This window comes from Streptomyces sp. HP-A2021 (assembly GCF_022807935.1).
In the GTDB taxonomy this organism is placed as follows: domain Bacteria; phylum Actinomycetota; class Actinomycetes; order Streptomycetales; family Streptomycetaceae; genus Streptomyces; species Streptomyces afghaniensis.
Window position 1 is genome coordinate 9508949 of sequence record NZ_CP094344.1, and the last position, 15530, is coordinate 9524478.

13 protein-coding genes are annotated in these 15530 nt (G+C 70.8%); all 13 read right to left on the reverse strand.

Features of this window, described 5'->3' with window-relative positions; all coding sequences use genetic code 11:
* Positions 1–148: 148 nt before the first annotated feature.
* Entirely contained in the window at positions 149–1525 is a 1377-nt protein-coding gene (locus tag MQE23_RS42860; RefSeq protein ID WP_243382252.1) for a DUF4157 domain-containing protein, read from the reverse strand.
* Positions 1525–3654: a serine protease gene (locus MQE23_RS42865; RefSeq protein ID WP_243382254.1), complete on the reverse strand. Its 2130-nt coding sequence runs from the start codon at positions 3652–3654 to the stop codon at positions 1525–1527. The genes MQE23_RS42860 and MQE23_RS42865 overlap by 1 nt, the downstream gene beginning before the upstream one ends.
* Positions 3655–4241: 587 nt before the next feature.
* Entirely contained in the window at positions 4242–4505 is a 264-nt protein-coding gene (locus MQE23_RS42870; RefSeq protein WP_243382256.1) for a hypothetical protein, read from the reverse strand.
* Entirely contained in the window at positions 4498–6672 is a 2175-nt protein-coding gene (locus MQE23_RS42875) for a hypothetical protein (protein ID WP_243382257.1), read from the reverse strand. Before MQE23_RS42875 ends, MQE23_RS42870 begins: the two co-directional genes overlap by 8 nt.
* A gap of 210 nt (positions 6673–6882) precedes the next feature.
* The gene (locus tag MQE23_RS42880; protein WP_243382259.1) at positions 6883–8574 is read right to left on the reverse strand and encodes a phage tail protein; all 1692 of its coding nucleotides are present in this window, start codon (positions 8572–8574) and stop codon (positions 6883–6885) included.
* Between the two features lie 21 nt (positions 8575–8595).
* Positions 8596–10692 carry a putative baseplate assembly protein gene (locus tag MQE23_RS42885; RefSeq protein WP_243382261.1) on the reverse strand — a complete coding sequence of 699 codons (2097 nt, stop codon included), beginning with the start codon at positions 10690–10692 and terminating at the stop codon, positions 8596–8598.
* Complete coding sequence (locus MQE23_RS42890) at positions 10689–11078, reverse strand: GPW/gp25 family protein (protein ID WP_243382263.1); 390 nt, start codon at positions 11076–11078, stop codon at positions 10689–10691. Before MQE23_RS42890 ends, MQE23_RS42885 begins: the two co-directional genes overlap by 4 nt.
* Before the next feature lie 12 nt (positions 11079–11090).
* Positions 11091–11459 (reverse strand): hypothetical protein, encoded by a 369-nt coding sequence (locus MQE23_RS42895; RefSeq protein ID WP_243382265.1) that lies wholly within the window; start codon positions 11457–11459, stop codon positions 11091–11093.
* Between the two features lie 11 nt (positions 11460–11470).
* A complete protein-coding gene (locus MQE23_RS42900; protein ID WP_243382267.1) occupies positions 11471–13120 on the reverse strand; it encodes a phage baseplate assembly protein V in 1650 nt (549 codons plus the stop codon).
* Entirely contained in the window at positions 13120–13893 is a 774-nt protein-coding gene (locus MQE23_RS42905) for a LysM peptidoglycan-binding domain-containing protein (RefSeq protein ID WP_243382269.1), read from the reverse strand. Before MQE23_RS42905 ends, MQE23_RS42900 begins: the two co-directional genes overlap by 1 nt.
* Before the next feature lies 1 nt (position 13894).
* The gene (locus MQE23_RS42910; RefSeq protein ID WP_243382271.1) at positions 13895–15010 is read right to left on the reverse strand and encodes a DUF4157 domain-containing protein; all 1116 of its coding nucleotides are present in this window, start codon (positions 15008–15010) and stop codon (positions 13895–13897) included.
* The gene (locus tag MQE23_RS42915) at positions 15007–15156 is read right to left on the reverse strand and encodes a DUF6760 family protein (protein WP_243382273.1); all 150 of its coding nucleotides are present in this window, start codon (positions 15154–15156) and stop codon (positions 15007–15009) included. Before MQE23_RS42915 ends, MQE23_RS42910 begins: the two co-directional genes overlap by 4 nt.
* An 11-nt stretch (positions 15157–15167) precedes the next feature.
* Complete coding sequence (locus tag MQE23_RS42920) at positions 15168–15530, reverse strand: hypothetical protein (RefSeq protein ID WP_243382275.1); 363 nt, start codon at positions 15528–15530, stop codon at positions 15168–15170.

Genomic DNA, 15530 nt, shown 5'->3' on the forward strand with positions numbered 1-15530 from the left:
CGCCTCGCCATCTGGGGTCAGGTCACCGGCGCTGCCAACCAGGCCTGAACGCAGGTCCTGACCGCGGGCCCACCACGCCCTGATGCACGCACCATCGGACAGTCACGCACCCAACAACGTGACAACACCGTGCCGCTCGCGGCGACCCTCAATAGTTCGATCCGGAGTGGTGCGCGCCGGTGAAGCGGCCGGTGCGCGGGTTGTGGTGCACCGTCCACTGGACGCCCGCGCTATCCACCACGTACCAGGTCTTGGTGAACCCCTGGGCGCGCAGAGCCGGATTCTCGGTCTCCACCTTGCCGACCACTTGGGCCCGCCCTTCGACCTGGCCGATCGCCGCCTCGGGTGTGGGATACAGCTCCGCCAGCGTGTTTCTCGGAGTCGCGGTTGCTGCTGCTTGCTGTTTCCGGAGGGCGTCCTGTGCCTGCTGCCACTTCTCGTCGTCGGTGAGCTGCCGCGGCGGTGCGGGCCCACCGCTCCCGGATCCGGACCCGGGGGCGCCGGTGGCCTTGGCCGGAGGGGTCCCGGTCGCCGCGGGCAGCGGGGTCCTCGGACCTGGTGTTCCTGGTTTCGTGGTGTACGTGGTGGGCGGCCGGGGCTCGTAGCGGCGGGTCACGGGAGCCGATTTCACGAGGCCTTGGGAGGCCGCGCCCGTCCGGGTGCCGGACAGCCCTCCGGCCATTCCGGAGAGGAAAGCGTCTCTCACGGCCTGTTGGCCGGCTTTCTTCGCCCGGTCCACCTGGGACGCACGGCCGACCCGGCCCTCGGTGACGAAGGCGTCCCTGTAGGGATCGGGGACGAGCACCTCGTCGATGACGACAGGCTCTGACGTGTCCATTTCGGGGCGCCGCAGCGTGCCGTTTCTCACGAGCTCCGCCTCCAGCTCGCGGGGTGTGATGACGATGGGACCGCGGCCGAGACGGAGGACGAGTTCAGCGAAGCTTTTGCCGGTCAGCCGTTCGAGCTCGCTGCGGATCCCGGAGTCGGTCCGGCCGTCTGGCCCGGGCTTCTCCTGGCGTGCGACGACGGAATGGCCGGAGGCGTCGTGCTGCACGACATGGGCGAGCTCGTGAGCCAGCAACTGCCGGCCGGCCGGGCCGTGCACGGGTTCCCCTCGGCCGACGACGACGTCCCGCCCGTAGGTGTAGGCGCGCGCACCCAGGGCCCGCGCCATCCGGGCGGCCTCCTGTCCGCTGTGCAGGCGTACGCCGCGGAAGTCGTGGCCGAAGGCCGATTCCATCTCCACGCGTATGGGTGCGGGCAGGGGCCGCCCGGGGCTTTCCGGCACGACTCCGGCTGCGGAGGAGGGGCGTTCCTCAGGGTGTCGGGCGGAGCGCTCGGCCGGTTGCCTCCAGCCTGCTGCGCCGAGCCGGTCGGCGACGGCCAGGGCGCGGTCGGCGAGCATGTCGGCCGCCTGCTCGACGGGGCTGCCACGCCCGGTGACGACCTGGGTGCGCGGGGGTTGCGCGGTCTGCAGGGCTTGGCCGGGGCGCTCTTCACGGTGCGTGCGAAGGAAAGTGTTCATCACGGCGGCTTTCTGGTTCCGGGATCGTCGGTGCTCAGGAGGCGAGGCGGCTGCCGATGGAGCGGGCCGCGTGGACGTGGACGAGGTGCTCGGCGATGGTGTGGGACGGTTCGCGGGCGTTGAGGACGGCCAGGTCGGTGAGTGCGACCGTCGGCCCGAATCCCCAGTCGTCGGTCAGCGGGCATCCGATGGCCACCGCGTCGGTCGGGCACCACACGTTGAGCCAGTCCGTCACCTTCTCCGGGTCCCGCGGTCCGCCGCAGAGCAGCCGACTGTACGGCTGTCCATGCCGAGCGGGCTGCCCGCGGTGGGTAGGAGGACGGCCTCGACACCAGGCGGCAGTCGAGTGAGGAGGTCCATGCCGACGATCGTGCCCAGGCTGTGGCTGACCAGGAAGGACGATCTCGCCGGTGCCAGGAACGGTTTCGAGCACGCAGCTCAGGACCTCGTCGCGGACGCGGCGGTCGTCGAGGTAGGTGGACAACTCGCGGAAGATGAGGGAGATGGTTCAGGTCTCGAGGTCGCTCCTGGCGGCCAGCCAGCCCAAGTGCCGCCTCAGGGCTCCGATGGCCGGGTCCAGGCCGATCCGCGCGGGGCCCTGCTGTGTGAGGGGGCGGTATGTGCCAAGTCGTGGCTGCCTCGGTGAGGAGTTCTTCGTAGAGGGCCCGGGGGGTGGGGGCGGTGGGAACGGCGGTGGCCGGGGTGACGGGGTCATCGGTGTCGAGTGGGGCGGCCATGGGGATCGCAACGTGTTCTGCCGGGGTGTCCATCAGCCGGTTGCCGTAGAACGGGAACCAGATGTCGGTGGGGTCGACGGGGGGCTGTCCGGCCCAGAGCAGGTCCTGGTTGAGTTCGGCCGCCCAGTCGCGGCGCAGAAGTTCCGGGTCCTTCCCCGGCTGGGAGCGGCCCTGCAGGAAGAGGAGGTGCTGGCAGCCGCCGAACGCGCCGTCGCGGGCCCGCAGGCCCGTGCAGGCGGGTGCCGCCTCGGTGGTGGCCCGTGCGGGGACAGGATCCGGTGCCGGGACGGGAGCCGGTCCGCCGGTGTCCGTGGCCGTCGGGGAGGCCGTGGGCGGCGGGTTGCCGGTGCCGGTGGTGGCGGTGGTGGTGTCCAGTCCCGATTCAGGGCTCATCTCGGCGAGCAGTGCCCGTTGTGCGGGGGTGACGGGCAGGGAGGCGAGGTGCCGCAGTATCGAGCTGATGCGCACTCCCTCGTTGGACGTCCAGTTGGCGGCGTCCTGGCAGTCGAAAGGCTGCCATACCTGTCCGTCGCGGCGCAGGACGCGGCCCTGCTCATCGGTCTTCGGCACGCCGCTGTGGTGGAGCGCCACGACCTCCCTCTGGTCGCTGAAGACGGGGGCTCCGGAGTTGCCGGGTTTGGTATCGGTCCGGTAGCGGGCGAAGTCGTCGAGGCGTGCTTCGAGGGCGTTGTCCCGTACGGCGATCTCCTTGAGGCGTCCCATAGGGTGGCCGATGACGTTGACGGGTTCGTCGATGACAGGTTTGTCAAGGTGGGCGCTGAGCCGGTGCCAGTCGAACGTCTGTCCTGGTGGGGTGCCCTCCGGGCCGGGGGCGACCATGACGGGGGCGAAGTCGAGGCGTTTGTCGGCCAGGAACAGCGTGTCGGGCGCGAAGCCGAGCCGGATGGGCAGTTGGGGGGTGTTGTCGACGGTGACCTGGGCGTCGAATTCGAGGAAGCACGTGAGTGCGGTGTCCGCGTCGGGCAGGACGTGGTGGTTGGTCATCAGCAGGCTGGGGGAGACGAGGAAGCCGGTTCCGACGGGGAGTTCGCGGCCGCACTCGCAGGCGGAGATCCGGGCGACGCTGCGGGCGCGGCGAGGCAGGAAGTTCCATGCGTGCAGTTCCTTGGAGACGCCGAGGATCCGTTCGAAGGCGGCGGGTGCGTCCAGGGGTTTGAATTGGACGGCTTCCCCAACCATGGCGGCGGGTACGGCCTGCCGCTCAAGCAGGCGGGCTGCGCGGGTGGCGAGTGCTTCGGGCGAGTCGGGGAAGGGGACCACGGCCTTGAGCTGCTGGCGTGTCTGTCGGCGCCGTTCGCTGGTCTCCTCGTAACGGCTGGCGGCGGCCGCCTGTCGCTGTTGTTCCTGGCGGGTTTCGTCCCTAACGCCCATGGCGGTTCACGGTCCTTCGGCGGCGTCGTCCCGGGACGGGGCGTACGTCGTGGTGGGGGAGGACATCGGCCGCCCGGTCATGCCTGGTGCGTCCGGTGCCGACAGAGGCGGTGGGCGGCAGCACCGGGCCGGGCCGGTGGGGGTGGTGCCGATCGCCGTTCGGCTCCTGGTTCCGCGGGTCCGCCTCGGCGCTCCTCGTGTGTTGTGCCGCGTGGCCTTCGTGAAGGAAGACTGCGCCACCAGGGTAGGCGTGGCTGCCGGCGTCGGGGCCGAACGCCTTGCCTGCCCGTCCCTTTCATGGTGCGCCTTGCGGGGGGTTGTGACCAACTGGAACCGCCCGGAGGCACCTTGCGGCGCCTTCCTCAAAGATTCAGGCAGAAAGCGTCCGCCTGACCTTTGCCCTGCTGTCAGCCTCAGGTCCCGTCGTGGTCCGTGCCAGACCATGTCGGACCGTACCGGACCCTTCACGGTTCCCATACAGGCCCCTCCCCGTCGGGGTCTCACCTGCCTCCTTTTCACCGAGGCCCGCCCGAACCGCGAGGCCCCGGCCAGGGCTGCCGAGGCTCCGCCCCGGACGGAACGGGCAGTTACGGCACGTTCACCGCGCGGGCAGGGGCCGGCGGCGAGGCACCGTCGACACTCTCGCCCTGCTTCCGGTCCGGGCCGTCCCCTTCCTGGGACACCATCTCCTCCAGCACCTTGATCGCCCCGCTCACCCGCAGCAGCGCCTCACGCGTCGCCGTCTCCTGTGCCACCAGGCCACGCAGCTGCTCCTGCCCCTTGCCGTACTCCGCCCTGAGCTCGGCAAGACGCTCCCGCATCCGCCTGGGCGCCGTCACCTGCTCACTCATCACACACTCCTTCCCTGTGCTCCGGCAGACCAGCACTTCTGGGCCGGCCGTGCTCCACCGGGTTCTGGAAACAACCACGCTCCGCCGGCGGCTTGTCCTCCTCCACGGCGATACGGTGCGCCTCGGCGAAGGCGTCGTGCCGCACCCCCGTCACCTGCCAGCTCACCCGCACACCCGGCTGATCCGTGCATACCGTGAACCGGTTCTCCTTGATCTCACTCTCCACCGCCGCCTGGGCCAGTATCCCCACCGGCGTGAGCTGATAGCGGAAATCCCGGTTCAACGCCTCGAACCAGTCCGGCAGCTCTACACTCGCCCTGCCGTCCTCATCGGTCTCGACCACACCGCAGTACACGTTGGTCATCTCCGGGGACTCCACGAAGGAGTGGGACAAGTACTTGTTCGCCGGATCCAACGGATGGTCGATCCGGAACGATCCGGCCGGCTTCACGATGACGCCGGTGGTCCGCATGTCACCCCTGACATCCAGCTTGAACGAAGGATTGATCGTCCCGACGCCGACCCGGTCGTTCTCACCGTTCATTGAGACGACATCGCCACCGCTCTGCAGACTCAGAATGCCCGGTTCGATGTCCCGGACTATCGAACCGAACAGGTGCAGCGTGGCCTTCCCGTCACGCCGGCCGAAGTGCGAGCCCAGAGCCGCCTCCCCCGCGACGGACAACCCGTCACGGCACGAGACATGCCCCGAGCCCGTGTCCATCACCAGGCCCCAGCCCGCATTGGTGTTGCCCCAGAACCCCACGCTGGTGTCCGTCTCCATTCCGACGAACGCCTGGTCACTGTCGGGAGCCGTCTGATGAAACCAGATCCCGGCCGAATGGTCGGGCGGCATGTCACCCTGCCGGACTCGCATCCGGCGCCGCACGTCCAGCGCGTCACCAGACCCCATGCCCGACGTCACCAGGTCCAGACCCGACCACAACCGGGCCTTCCCGTCGAAGGCGTACCAGACCCAGCGCTCCCCCGCCGAGGGCCGCTCGACGAAATCTCCGCGGGCACGGTCCGCGAAGGAATACCCGCCCCCGCCGCCCCCCGCATGGAACCCCACCCCGTCCACATGCACACCAGCCTCAGGAGAGCCGTCCAAGGCGACACCCAGCCTGCCGGCCACACTCGTGTCGCCCGTGACATTCACGTCGGCATCGACGTCCAGCCCGCCGGCCACGGCCAGCCCGCCGGCGATCTCCAGCGAAGCGTCAAAAGACGAGTCACTGCCCACGGACAGGACTTGGGTCTGCACCGCGTCACTGACGCTCACCTCACCGGCCACACTCATGGAGCCCTCAATTCGCGCGTCCTCAGCGAACTTCAGCCCGCCGCCGACCTGCAGCAACGCGCCCACCTCCAGGTTCCCCGGCACCGCCGCCCCGCCGTCTGGATCCACCACCAGCAGATCCGTCCCGGTCTCCACAGCGCGCAGACGCCATTTCCCGTCATCACCGGCGGAGAGCGCGTACCCGGGGCCGACGTCGTCGTTCGCGAGCTCGATCTTCGCCTGCTCAGCCGAGGGTGCCGTGATCCGCAGCCCCGATGCGTTCGACGTACGCGTGTCGATCTCCAGTGCGGCGCCTGGGGACGATGTACCGATCCCCACCCGTCCGTCGGTCCCGAGGGTCGAGAACGCGATGCGCCGGGCACCTTCGGCGGTAGGCACGGTGAGGTCCAGGCCGCCGTCGGCGCGGGACCGCAGCTCGGCCCCCTCCCTCTGGCCGACGCTCGTGCCGGTTTCCGCAGTGACCCGTGGGTGCCGCAGCTCTACCCGCTCCACAGGAACGCCCACCGCACGGCGCGGACCCGGCGACAGAGCCGTGACGGCACCGGCCTCGCCGAGGGTCACCTCGGCGAGCACCACCTGCCCGCCCGTGTCCTCGAACCCGTCCTTCGGCACCAGCCGCAGCCACGGGGCGTGGAACCGGAGCAGGCGGTTTTCTCCAACCGTCTCCCGCCAGGTCAGGGTCAGCAGCCGGGTGCTCGGCTGGACACCCGAGGTCGGCAGGCGCGCCCCGTCGGCGGTGACCTCCACGGTGGGGACGTTCAGCATCTGCTGGGGATCGAGGTCCTGCTTGACGACGGCAGTCCCACCGGCCTCGAGGAACAAGGTCCGCCCCGCCGCGTCGAGCGCGGTCCCGGGCCGGACCGTCATCCCGGGCTGCCCGGGCACCGCGCTCACCTCCAGGCCGTCCGCCACGCCCCAGGTGTGCAGGGCGGCTCCCCGCGCCTCGTCGAGCCTGCGGTCGTGGTTCTCCCGGTCCATCAAACTCTCGGAGCGGGCCGTGTCCCCGCTCCGCGCGTTCGCGGTGTCGAAGTTGAAGTACTCGGTGCGCCTCACCATGGCGATCAGCGCTCCTCTCGGTCAGAAGGTCGTCACCGCACTGAACCGGCAGTGACCTGGCTTGTATCGCGCGACGATGGACCGGATGTCGCCCAGCGCCCCGGTAACCTCCCGTCGTCGCTGCTCCGGGTCCTGGGAGAGGTCCTCGGCGCAGAAGTGGACGGCCACGTTGATCTCGTAGGGCGCCAGCCGGGCCCGGTAGTCGTCGAGGGTGTCGTTCCTGGAGTTCTGGCCCGGGTCACAGACGACCACATGGCGGCCTGCCGCCGTCATCCCGGTGGGACTGACGAACTGTCCCGGTTCGGTGACCCGAACCACGGCCGCCGTCGGCCCCGGCGCGCCCGTCACCCGGTGGACGCACGCGGGTACCGCGTCAAATAGAATGAACGGATCCCCCGTGCTCTCGGGCCAGAACGGCCGGAGACCGGCGTCCAACACGTACAGGCCGTCCGGACGGGTGCGGACCGTCGCGGTCGGCGCGACCAAGCCGTTGTCCGGCGGGAGAAGAGGTGTGTGGGTCCAGTCCGGGGCGCCGCGCACGATCCGCACGAGGTTGCCTCCGCCGGCGCCCCGTGCCTCCGCCTGTTGGTCGCCGCCGTCGCCGACGACGAGGGTGTCGTCGTGGTCGACGAACAGGGACAGGGGCTCCCTGACTGCCGTCGCGTCGAGTTCCTTGACCGTCACCTGCGCGGACTGGGGGCGGACGATGAACACGCGCGGTGTGGGCTCCTCGCCCGGCATCAGCCTCCGGTCCAGCACCAGCAGGTCGCCCGCGTGGTCGACGGCCATGGCCAGCGGGAAGACCGGGCCGGACGAGGAGAGCCGGGCGACCTCCGTAGCGGAGGCGGCGTCGAGGTCGGGTACGGACAGGACGGTCCCGCCGCGGTCCAGGACGAACAGTGTCTCCGGCATGCCGGTCAGAGCGGGGCGTACGGCGACGGCGACGACCGGCCCCAGGGTCTGGTCCGGGATCAGCGGCCGTGGCACGGGCGGGCTGCCGGCCAGGTCCGGCTGTCCGGTGGTGTCCAGGCGCCACACCCTGCGCCGGTGCGGCAGGGACACCTCCTCGGGCAGTCCCCGGTCGCCCACGAACAGGCTGCCGTCGGATCCGTGGGCGACGCACCAGGGGCGCAGCAGCCCCTCACGGGTCACTGCGGCAGGCGTGTCTTCCGTCAGGCCCTCCAGCAGGGGGCGGAACGTGGGCAGGGCATGGACCGGCGCGGGTGCGCCCTCCGTGAGGCGCGTGGTGAACAGGCTGGAGCCGTCGTCAACCGCCGCCCGCGGGCGTACCTTCCCCACGGAGTGCAGGTCCAGGATGCCGTTGAGTCCGGCGCGCAGTCCGCGGGCCCGGTGGATGCGGCTGATCACGGCGATCGCCTTGCGTCGCTGGTACTCGTCCCACAGTTGGCGTCCCTGGAGTTCGGGGAAGCGGAGGGAGACCCAGGAGGCCAGCCAGGGGAGGAACTCGGGGGGCGCGGCCCACGGGTCGTAGAGCTGGTCCAGGCGGGCAATCTGTTCTGCGATCGGGCGGTGGGGGTGGCTCTCGTCCCCTGCCCGGGTGTGATTCTCGTGGACGACCGGGACGGGGTCCGCGACACCCGTGAGTATCTCCTCGAAGACGAGGAGCATGCTGTTAAGCGAGAGTTCCGGTTCCTCGGGGGAGTCCTCCCACAGCTCCGGGGGAAGGTGGCGCAGATATCGGCTGTGGGGCATGGTCTGTCCTCCTCGCCGCCGTCAGGCGGACCTGCGGACGTCCACCTCGGCCGGGCCGGCGCAGACGAGTTCGAAGTCGGCGACCTGGACGGAGGCCCCGGGGTCCGTCCCGAGGGGCGGGCGGTCCTCGGGTTCGGCCATGGCGGGTTCGATGCTGATCGTCTCGATGTAGCCCACGTCCTCCGTGGGCATGACCGCCCGGAAGAGGTCGGAGCTGAAGACCTGCTGGCCGACCTCCCAGCCACGGCCGGTCGGGCCGCCGCGGGTCGGGTGGAAGAAGTCCGCGATTCTGTTCTCCACCTCGGTCTTCACCTGCTCCAGGTCGACGCCGGCGTTGACGGCGTCGTTCCACACCACGACGGACAGGTCGGTTTTGATCGGCAGGTAGCGCGGGCCGTGAACGAACAGCCGGACGGTGAGGTCCCGGCGCGGGTCAAGGTATTCCCTGACGGTGTGGAGCAGTTCGGGGGGTGGCTCGGGTCTGGGCACGTCAGGACCCTGGTCGGGGACGACGATCACGGTGACGTTGCCGGGGGCCCGGTCGATCCCGCCGAAGGTCCAAGGGTCGCCGTGGGGCGGGTGCGGGGGTAGGCACTTGCTGATCCGGACGTCGCTGCTGGCCTGGCGGGCGAGGTGTGCGTAGTCGTCGGCGGTGAGGGCGCGGTCTTGGATCTTCAGTGCCTCGGGGGCTCGCCGGAGGGTCTCCTCGACCGGTTCCTCGTCCCTCCCGCCGACGGCCGCGCGGGCGTTGGTGACGGTGAGGCCGGTGGGGACGGTGCCGTCCGGCCTGGTGCTAGTGACGACGATCCGGCCGGCGGAGACATTGCCAGCCGTGCCGGACACGACGTGCCGGTAGATCCTGGCGCGGATCAGGCTGCCCGGCGGCGGGATGCTGCCGTGGCCCTCGTTGTTGCGGTCGTCGTGGCTTCCGAAACCGATCTCCCCCGTCACCGGGTTGAGCCGGTAGGACCGGTGGGGGCCGGGTAGGAGCTCCGGCACGAGCTGCCAGGTCTCCCAGACGGGGGGTGTGCCCTGGCCGACCTGGACCTCGAGGTCGGCGTACGGCGCCTCGGGGTCGGGCCTGCGGTAGAGGGGGCTGTGGCGCAGCCGGAACACCTGGAAGGGGGTTCCGTCGCTCTCGCCGAGCGTCTCCCCGGCGCGGACGGTGAGCGCTGTGTGGGCGGGGGCGGCGTTGAAGAGGACGCGGTCCAGGCCTATCTCGAGGTCGGTGTCGGTTTCGTTGGTGAGGCGAAGGCCGATCCAGAAGCGTGGTTCTCCGAAGACGGCGCTGCCTTCGGGGGAGACCAGGTTCTCCCAGTCCTGCCTGGGGTTCTGTGCGGCCCAGTCCTGCGGTGTGGGCAGGCGTACGCGTGTGTCGTGCAGGTCCTTTCCGGTGCCGGTCGGGCCGGTGGCCGGCCAGTCGGGCGGCTGTGCGTCGGGGGCAGAGGCCGCCCAGGTGACGGTCACCGATGGAGGCTGCGGTGGGGTTTGGGGCGAGGTCTGCGGGGCAGGGCGGAACAGCCGGGGACGGAGTTCGATGTCCTCGGTGGTCGCCTCGTCGAAGCCGAGGCAGACGTGCGTCGTCGTGCCGGCCCGTACGGGGAGGGGCCGGTGGGTGGTCGCGGCGCCGGTCAGGCGGGCGGTCACGTCCTGGTGGACGAGGAAGCTGCTGTCGTCCGGGTCCGGGGTGAGCAGGACGGCGGTGGTGAGGTTGACGGGCAGTACGGTGACGGCTTCGTCGGTCTCGAAGACGACAGGTGCCTGCCCTTCCTCGGGGAGGGTGTGTGCCTGGCTGCCTGTCGGCAGGGCGAGGGGCGGGCCCTTGGTGCCGAACGTGAGGTGGGTGGCGGCGGGGGCGGCGGGGTCCCGAGTGATGCCCATCAGGTCGAGAAAGGCCAGGTAGTTCTTCTCGGGGACCTGGTTCAACCGGTAAATGACGCCCTCGCCGAGCCAGGCGAACAGTTCGATGAGGGTGATGCCGATGTCGCTCGGACTGTCGTCCGTCCATTGCGGTGCGTAGGTGGTTCTGAGGGCGCGCATCTCGGCGGCGAGGTCCGCCCAGGTCCGGTCGTCAAGGTCCGGGGGCAGGATACGTCCGCGGTTCGATTCCGGGGTCATGGCGACTGCTCCAGCGGGAAAAAGTGGACGAACCGGTCGGCGGCGCCGGTGGCGCGCAAGCGGTAGCGGATGTCGATCAGCAGGGCCGAGCTGCCGGTGTCGTTGTGGACGGTGACGTCGAGGAGTTCGATACGGGGCTCCCACCGGCTCAGCCCTTCCTCGACGTAGTACCGGGCGAGGCTGGCGGTCGACTCGTTGTTGGGGGCGAACATCAGGCGTTTGAGGTTGCAGCCGTAGTCGGGGCGCATCAGGCGCTCGCCGTGCTGCGTCCCCAGGATGATCCGTATCGACTCCTGGATCTTGCGACGGCCCGCGGATTCGGCGAGTCCGGCGTTGCCCCACCGGACGGGGTGGGCGAGGCCCCGGCCGTGGAATTCGGATTCCATCAGTGCCTCCGGTCACCGGGCGACGGAGAGGACGGTGTGGCCGGTCTCCGGCTTCAAGGGAAGCGGCACGAGGGTCGGGGAAGTGGTGAGGGAGAGAATGTCGTCGAGCAGGACGGGATCCCCGCCGACCTTGAGCTTCAGTGATTCACCGGTGACGAGCGTGACGGTCTGCTTGCAGCTCACCGACGGATCGAGGGGGCAGTTCTGGACGGTGAGTCCCTGGAGGCTCGCCCTCACGAGGACGGAATTGTCCTTGACCTTCAGCTTCTTGCTGCTGGACGCCTTGATCAGTCCAGGTACCCCCGGCGGTGGCGGCACCACCGACTGTGGCGGAGTGTGTCCGCAGGTCACGGTGGACGCGGTGGTGAGTACCAATCCCATGACTGTCCTCCTCACTCGACGTTGACCTCAATGTCGTTCATGGTGATCCGCGTGGCTCCTCCGGCCGCTGCCAGGGTGATGGTGCCGCCCGCCGAGATGTCCAAGTCGCCCGCGGCGTCGATGGTCACCGCGCCGCTGGTGGCGTCGAGGGTGATGGTGCTGCCGCGGCCGCCATCCTGGATGACGAGTTCGCCGCCCGCCCTGGTGTCGTCGAAGGTGATGCGGTGGCCGGCACGGCTTTTGATGACGCGGGTGCTGTTGGTGCCGTCGGTGTTGGTGACCGGGGGACGCTGCCGGGCGTTCCACAGGCTGCCGAGGACGTACGGCTTGCTCAGGTCGCCGTGTTCGAAGGCCACCAGCACCTGTTCCCCCACCTCGGGGAGGCTGAAGAAGCCGGTGCCGTCTCCGGCCATCGGGCGGGCACAGGGCGCCCAGCCGCTGGTGAGGCGGTTGGACAGGCCGGGGTACGACACCTTGACGCGGCCGATGGGCACGGTGGGCGGTACGGCCGCCACCTCGTGGTTGTCCTCGACGACCGCGACGACCACGCCGTAGAAGGGTTCGGTGCGGTTGGGGGGCGGTTTCTCGGTGATCTGCTTGCGGAGCGCGCCGAGCAGGCTGGAGTGACCACCCTGGCTGATCGAGAACTCCGTCATGAAGCCGCTGTCGTCGAGGCGGTGGGTGACCTTGCGCAACCGGTAGGTGCCGCTGAAGCGTTTTCCGACCCCGCGAATTTCGACGTACTGGCCGGCCGCCAGTCCGGGGACGCCGACGCACGAGCCGCTGCCCTCGTACATGCCTTCCAGCAGTTCGGCGAGGAGTGATTCGGCAAGGACCTTGGCGTCCAGGGGGTTGTCCAGGACGTGCCTGCGGATCCCTTTGCGTACCAGGTGGGTCAGCAGGTCGGCCGCGGAGGAGCCGAGCCGCTCGGTGAGCTGGTCGGCGTCGAGGTCGGCTGCGAGGGTGAGGCCGTGGATGGTCTGGGCGAGTTCCTGGTTGTAGCCGCGTACGGCCTGCAGTCCGGCGGCCGCGGAGGCGGTGATGCGTGGGGAGAAGCTCGACAGGTTGCGGCCCCGTTCGAGGACGTGGGCGGCGGTCTGCGGGCGGGGGAACTGGAAGTGCAGCCTGTCCCATTCGACGTAGACATCGAAGTGGTAGCGGCGTGCGCGTTCCTTGAGGAACGCCATGTCGTTCTCGACCTGGACGATTTTCTCCTTGAGCCCGGGAGTGGGATCCACGACGGGGACGAGGCCGTTCTCCACGGCGATGAGCGCGGCCACCAGGCTGTCGTTCATGAAGGTGTACTCGGTGGGTTCCGGCTGGCCGCTGCGCAGGCGGTAGGACCGGTCGTAGCCGGACACCTGCACGGTCGGCGGGCCGTTCCGCGGGAACGACGGTTCGATCGCGGTGATCTCTCCGAGGAAGACGGGCCGGAGGTCGTCGCCGTAGCCGAGGTGGATCTCCACGCTCTTGCCGGGGTCCAGCAGGGGCGAGTCGAGCAGGGTGTTGTCGGGGTTGCGCAGGACGAGGCTGAAGGTGCCGGCGATGTCCAGGCTGGTTTCCACGGTGAGCGACAGGACCTGGCCGGCCAGGTCGGCGGCCATGGTGAGTCCGGCGACACGGATGTCGAAGCGGGGCGCGTAGAAGGATGTGCTGGTCATCACCGGGTTCCTTCCTGCCGCCCCGGTGCGGGAGCGGCGGCCGGGTGGCGCGGGGGGATGACCAGGCGGGTGCCCGGGGTGAGGGTGAGCGGGTCGGCGACGCGGTTGGCGTCAGCGATCTCCCGCCACCGGGCCGGGTCGCCGAGGTAGCTCGCGGCGAGGCCGCTGAGGGTGTCGCCCTCCACCGTGACATGGGCGGTCCGGGTGTTCTCCGGCGCTGCCCCGGCGGCCGCCAGGGCCCGGTTGGCGAGGGCCGACGCGGTCGGTGAGGCGAGGAACACGCCGCGGCGCACCTCGACCTCGACCGGTGTGTACTCCTGGAGGCGTACGGAGAGGGCGGCGCGTACCGGGGTGCCGTTGCGGAGGAACATGGTGAAGCGCTGGTTGGCGTCGACCAGGACGCAGCGGAACTGGAAGCCGCCCAGTGAGAAGAGCAGGACCGGCGGTGCGTGGGTGCCGGGCTGCTTGTCCAGCAGCCGCACGATGGCGCCCGTGTGGGCGCGGACGTCGGTGCCGGCCTCGTAGGTGTCGAAGAAGAGGTCCATGCTCAGGGTGCGGGCGCGGCCGCGGACGTACTGCAGGGGAGGTGTGTTGAGCCCGGGTATGCCAATCTCGGCGAAGGTGTTGCCCTGGTCGAGTTTGAGTTCCTCGGGGTTGAACATCACCGTGGTGCTCTCTCCGGAGGCCGTGTCAATGATCTCGGCCTTGGCGAGGGCGGCGCTGACCCGTGCCGGGCCAGGTGCCGGGGGCAGGCGGAAGGCAGGGGCGGACATGTCAGCCTCCCCGTTCGGACTCGCTGCGCAGTTGGCGCATCAGGTCGTTGATCACGTCGCGGCGCAGCGCGGCCACGTCGAGAGGTGGCGGGCCGGCTGCGGGGGTGGTGTCGCGGTCCGCCGGGGCTGACAGGGGGCGTGCGTCGGGGACTGCGGCGGCCGCGGCGTCCGCCATTGTGGCGGAGGGTGCCGGAGCGGGGGCCGGGGACAGCGGTGAGGCCGCGGGGCCGGCCGGCGGCGTGGGGGACCGCGTGCCGGGCGTCGGCGGTACGGCCGGCGGCGTGGGGGACCGCGTGCCGGGCGTCGGCGGCACGGCCGGCGGCGCGAACGACGGCACAGGGGGCGCGAACGTCGGCGCTGACGGATCGGGGGGGCCGCCGGTCGGCAGAGCGGGATCCGGCGGGGCAGGTGGTGGCGGGGCCGCGCCGGCGCGTGTGGCCTGCTCGTTGCGGAGCGCTGCGGCCTCCTCGGCGCGGGCGCCGGCGCCGGTGGCCCGGAGCCAGGAGGCGCCGGGGCGCAGCACGGCGAGGACGTGCGTGGCCTCATGGACCAGCAGGCCGAACCCGCGGGGGTCCTGGGGGCGCAGCCTGCCATGGCGGAAGTACACGTCCCGCCCGACGGTCACAGCGTCCGCTCGGCGGCTGCGCGCCAGAGCGTCGGCCGAGGCGCCGTGGTGCGCCCGCAGCGCGTCGGCTGCGGGGCCGACGGCCGCCCGCAGCCTCGACCTGGTGGGGGCGGGCAGGGGGTCCCCCGTCTCCTCGGGCGGTTGCGCGCCGGGCGGTGGGGCCGGGGGCCGCGGCGGCTCCGTCGGTTCGGGCGGGCGGCGCGCGCCTCCCACCCGGACCGGCTCCGGGGCGCCCCCCGCGCCGGAGCCGGGGACGGGCCGGCGCGGGTCGGACGGGGCAGCCGGTGCAGGGGCGGCCGGCCACGGACGGTCGGAAGGGACGTCGATCCGCTCGAAGCGGTCGGCTCCCGCCGCCAGTGCGGCCGTACGGTCCATCAGCAGGTGCAGGGGGCCCGCCCACGGCAGGTGCGCCTGCAGGCGGGCGGCGAGGAGCCGTCCCTCGGCCTCGAGGCGCTCGCCCAGGGTGGGTGGCGGTGTGCCGTCCTGCGTCATGGCGCTCCTTCTCCTTCCCGTTCCCGTGCGGCGGCGATCTCGCGGATCCACTCCCGCCGTTCGGCGTGGTCGAGGGCGAGCGCGTCGGTCAGGGTCCAGTGGACGTGCCGTCCGAGAAAGGCCACCTCCTGGCGAACCCGTTCCACGGGGTAGCCCCTCACCCCCCCGGCCATGACAGCTCCGTCTCGTGTTCCTGGCCGCAGTGCGGGCAGGTGACCAGGAAGGTGGCGGGTGCGAGGCCGTTGATCCGGTTGTAGAGGCCCTGGAGGTGTGCCAGGTCCTCCGAGTACAGGCCCTCGATCACGGCAGGCGTGATCTCGGGAACCCGGCCAAGCCTCGTCACCACGCGGGAGAGGAGGACGACAATCAGGTACGCGGGCCAGTCTCGTACCCGCGGGTCCCGCAGGGGGTAGATCTCGTCGGCCGCCGTCGCCAGCCGCATGACGCCGTCACGGTGCAGGTTGCCGGCGTCGTCCACGTAGCCTTTCGGGAGTTCGAAGTCGACTTCCGTGACCAGCAT

Coding starts and splice junctions, on each gene's coding strand:
- MQE23_RS42860 (WP_243382252.1), bottom strand. CDS start 1,525: ATGAACACTTTCCTTCGCACGCACCGTGAAGAGCGCCCCGGCCAAGCC.
- MQE23_RS42865 (WP_243382254.1), bottom strand. CDS start 3,654: ATGGGCGTTAGGGACGAAACCCGCCAGGAACAACAGCGACAGGCGGCC.
- MQE23_RS42870 (WP_243382256.1), bottom strand. CDS start 4,505: ATGAGTGAGCAGGTGACGGCGCCCAGGCGGATGCGGGAGCGTCTTGCC.
- MQE23_RS42875 (WP_243382257.1), bottom strand. CDS start 6,672: ATGACGGTCCGGCCCGGGACCGCGCTCGACGCGGCGGGGCGGACCTTG.
- MQE23_RS42880 (WP_243382259.1), bottom strand. CDS start 8,574: ATGCCCCACAGCCGATATCTGCGCCACCTTCCCCCGGAGCTGTGGGAG.
- MQE23_RS42885 (WP_243382261.1), bottom strand. CDS start 10,692: ATGACCCCGGAATCGAACCGCGGACGTATCCTGCCCCCGGACCTTGAC.
- MQE23_RS42890 (WP_243382263.1), bottom strand. CDS start 11,078: ATGGAATCCGAATTCCACGGCCGGGGCCTCGCCCACCCCGTCCGGTGG.
- MQE23_RS42895 (WP_243382265.1), bottom strand. CDS start 11,459: ATGGGATTGGTACTCACCACCGCGTCCACCGTGACCTGCGGACACACT.
- MQE23_RS42900 (WP_243382267.1), bottom strand. CDS start 13,120: ATGACCAGCACATCCTTCTACGCGCCCCGCTTCGACATCCGTGTCGCC.
- MQE23_RS42905 (WP_243382269.1), bottom strand. CDS start 13,893: ATGTCCGCCCCTGCCTTCCGCCTGCCCCCGGCACCTGGCCCGGCACGG.
- MQE23_RS42910 (WP_243382271.1), bottom strand. CDS start 15,010: ATGACGCAGGACGGCACACCGCCACCCACCCTGGGCGAGCGCCTCGAG.
- MQE23_RS42920 (WP_243382275.1), bottom strand. CDS start 15,530: ATGCTGGTCACGGAAGTCGACTTCGAACTCCCGAAAGGCTACGTGGAC.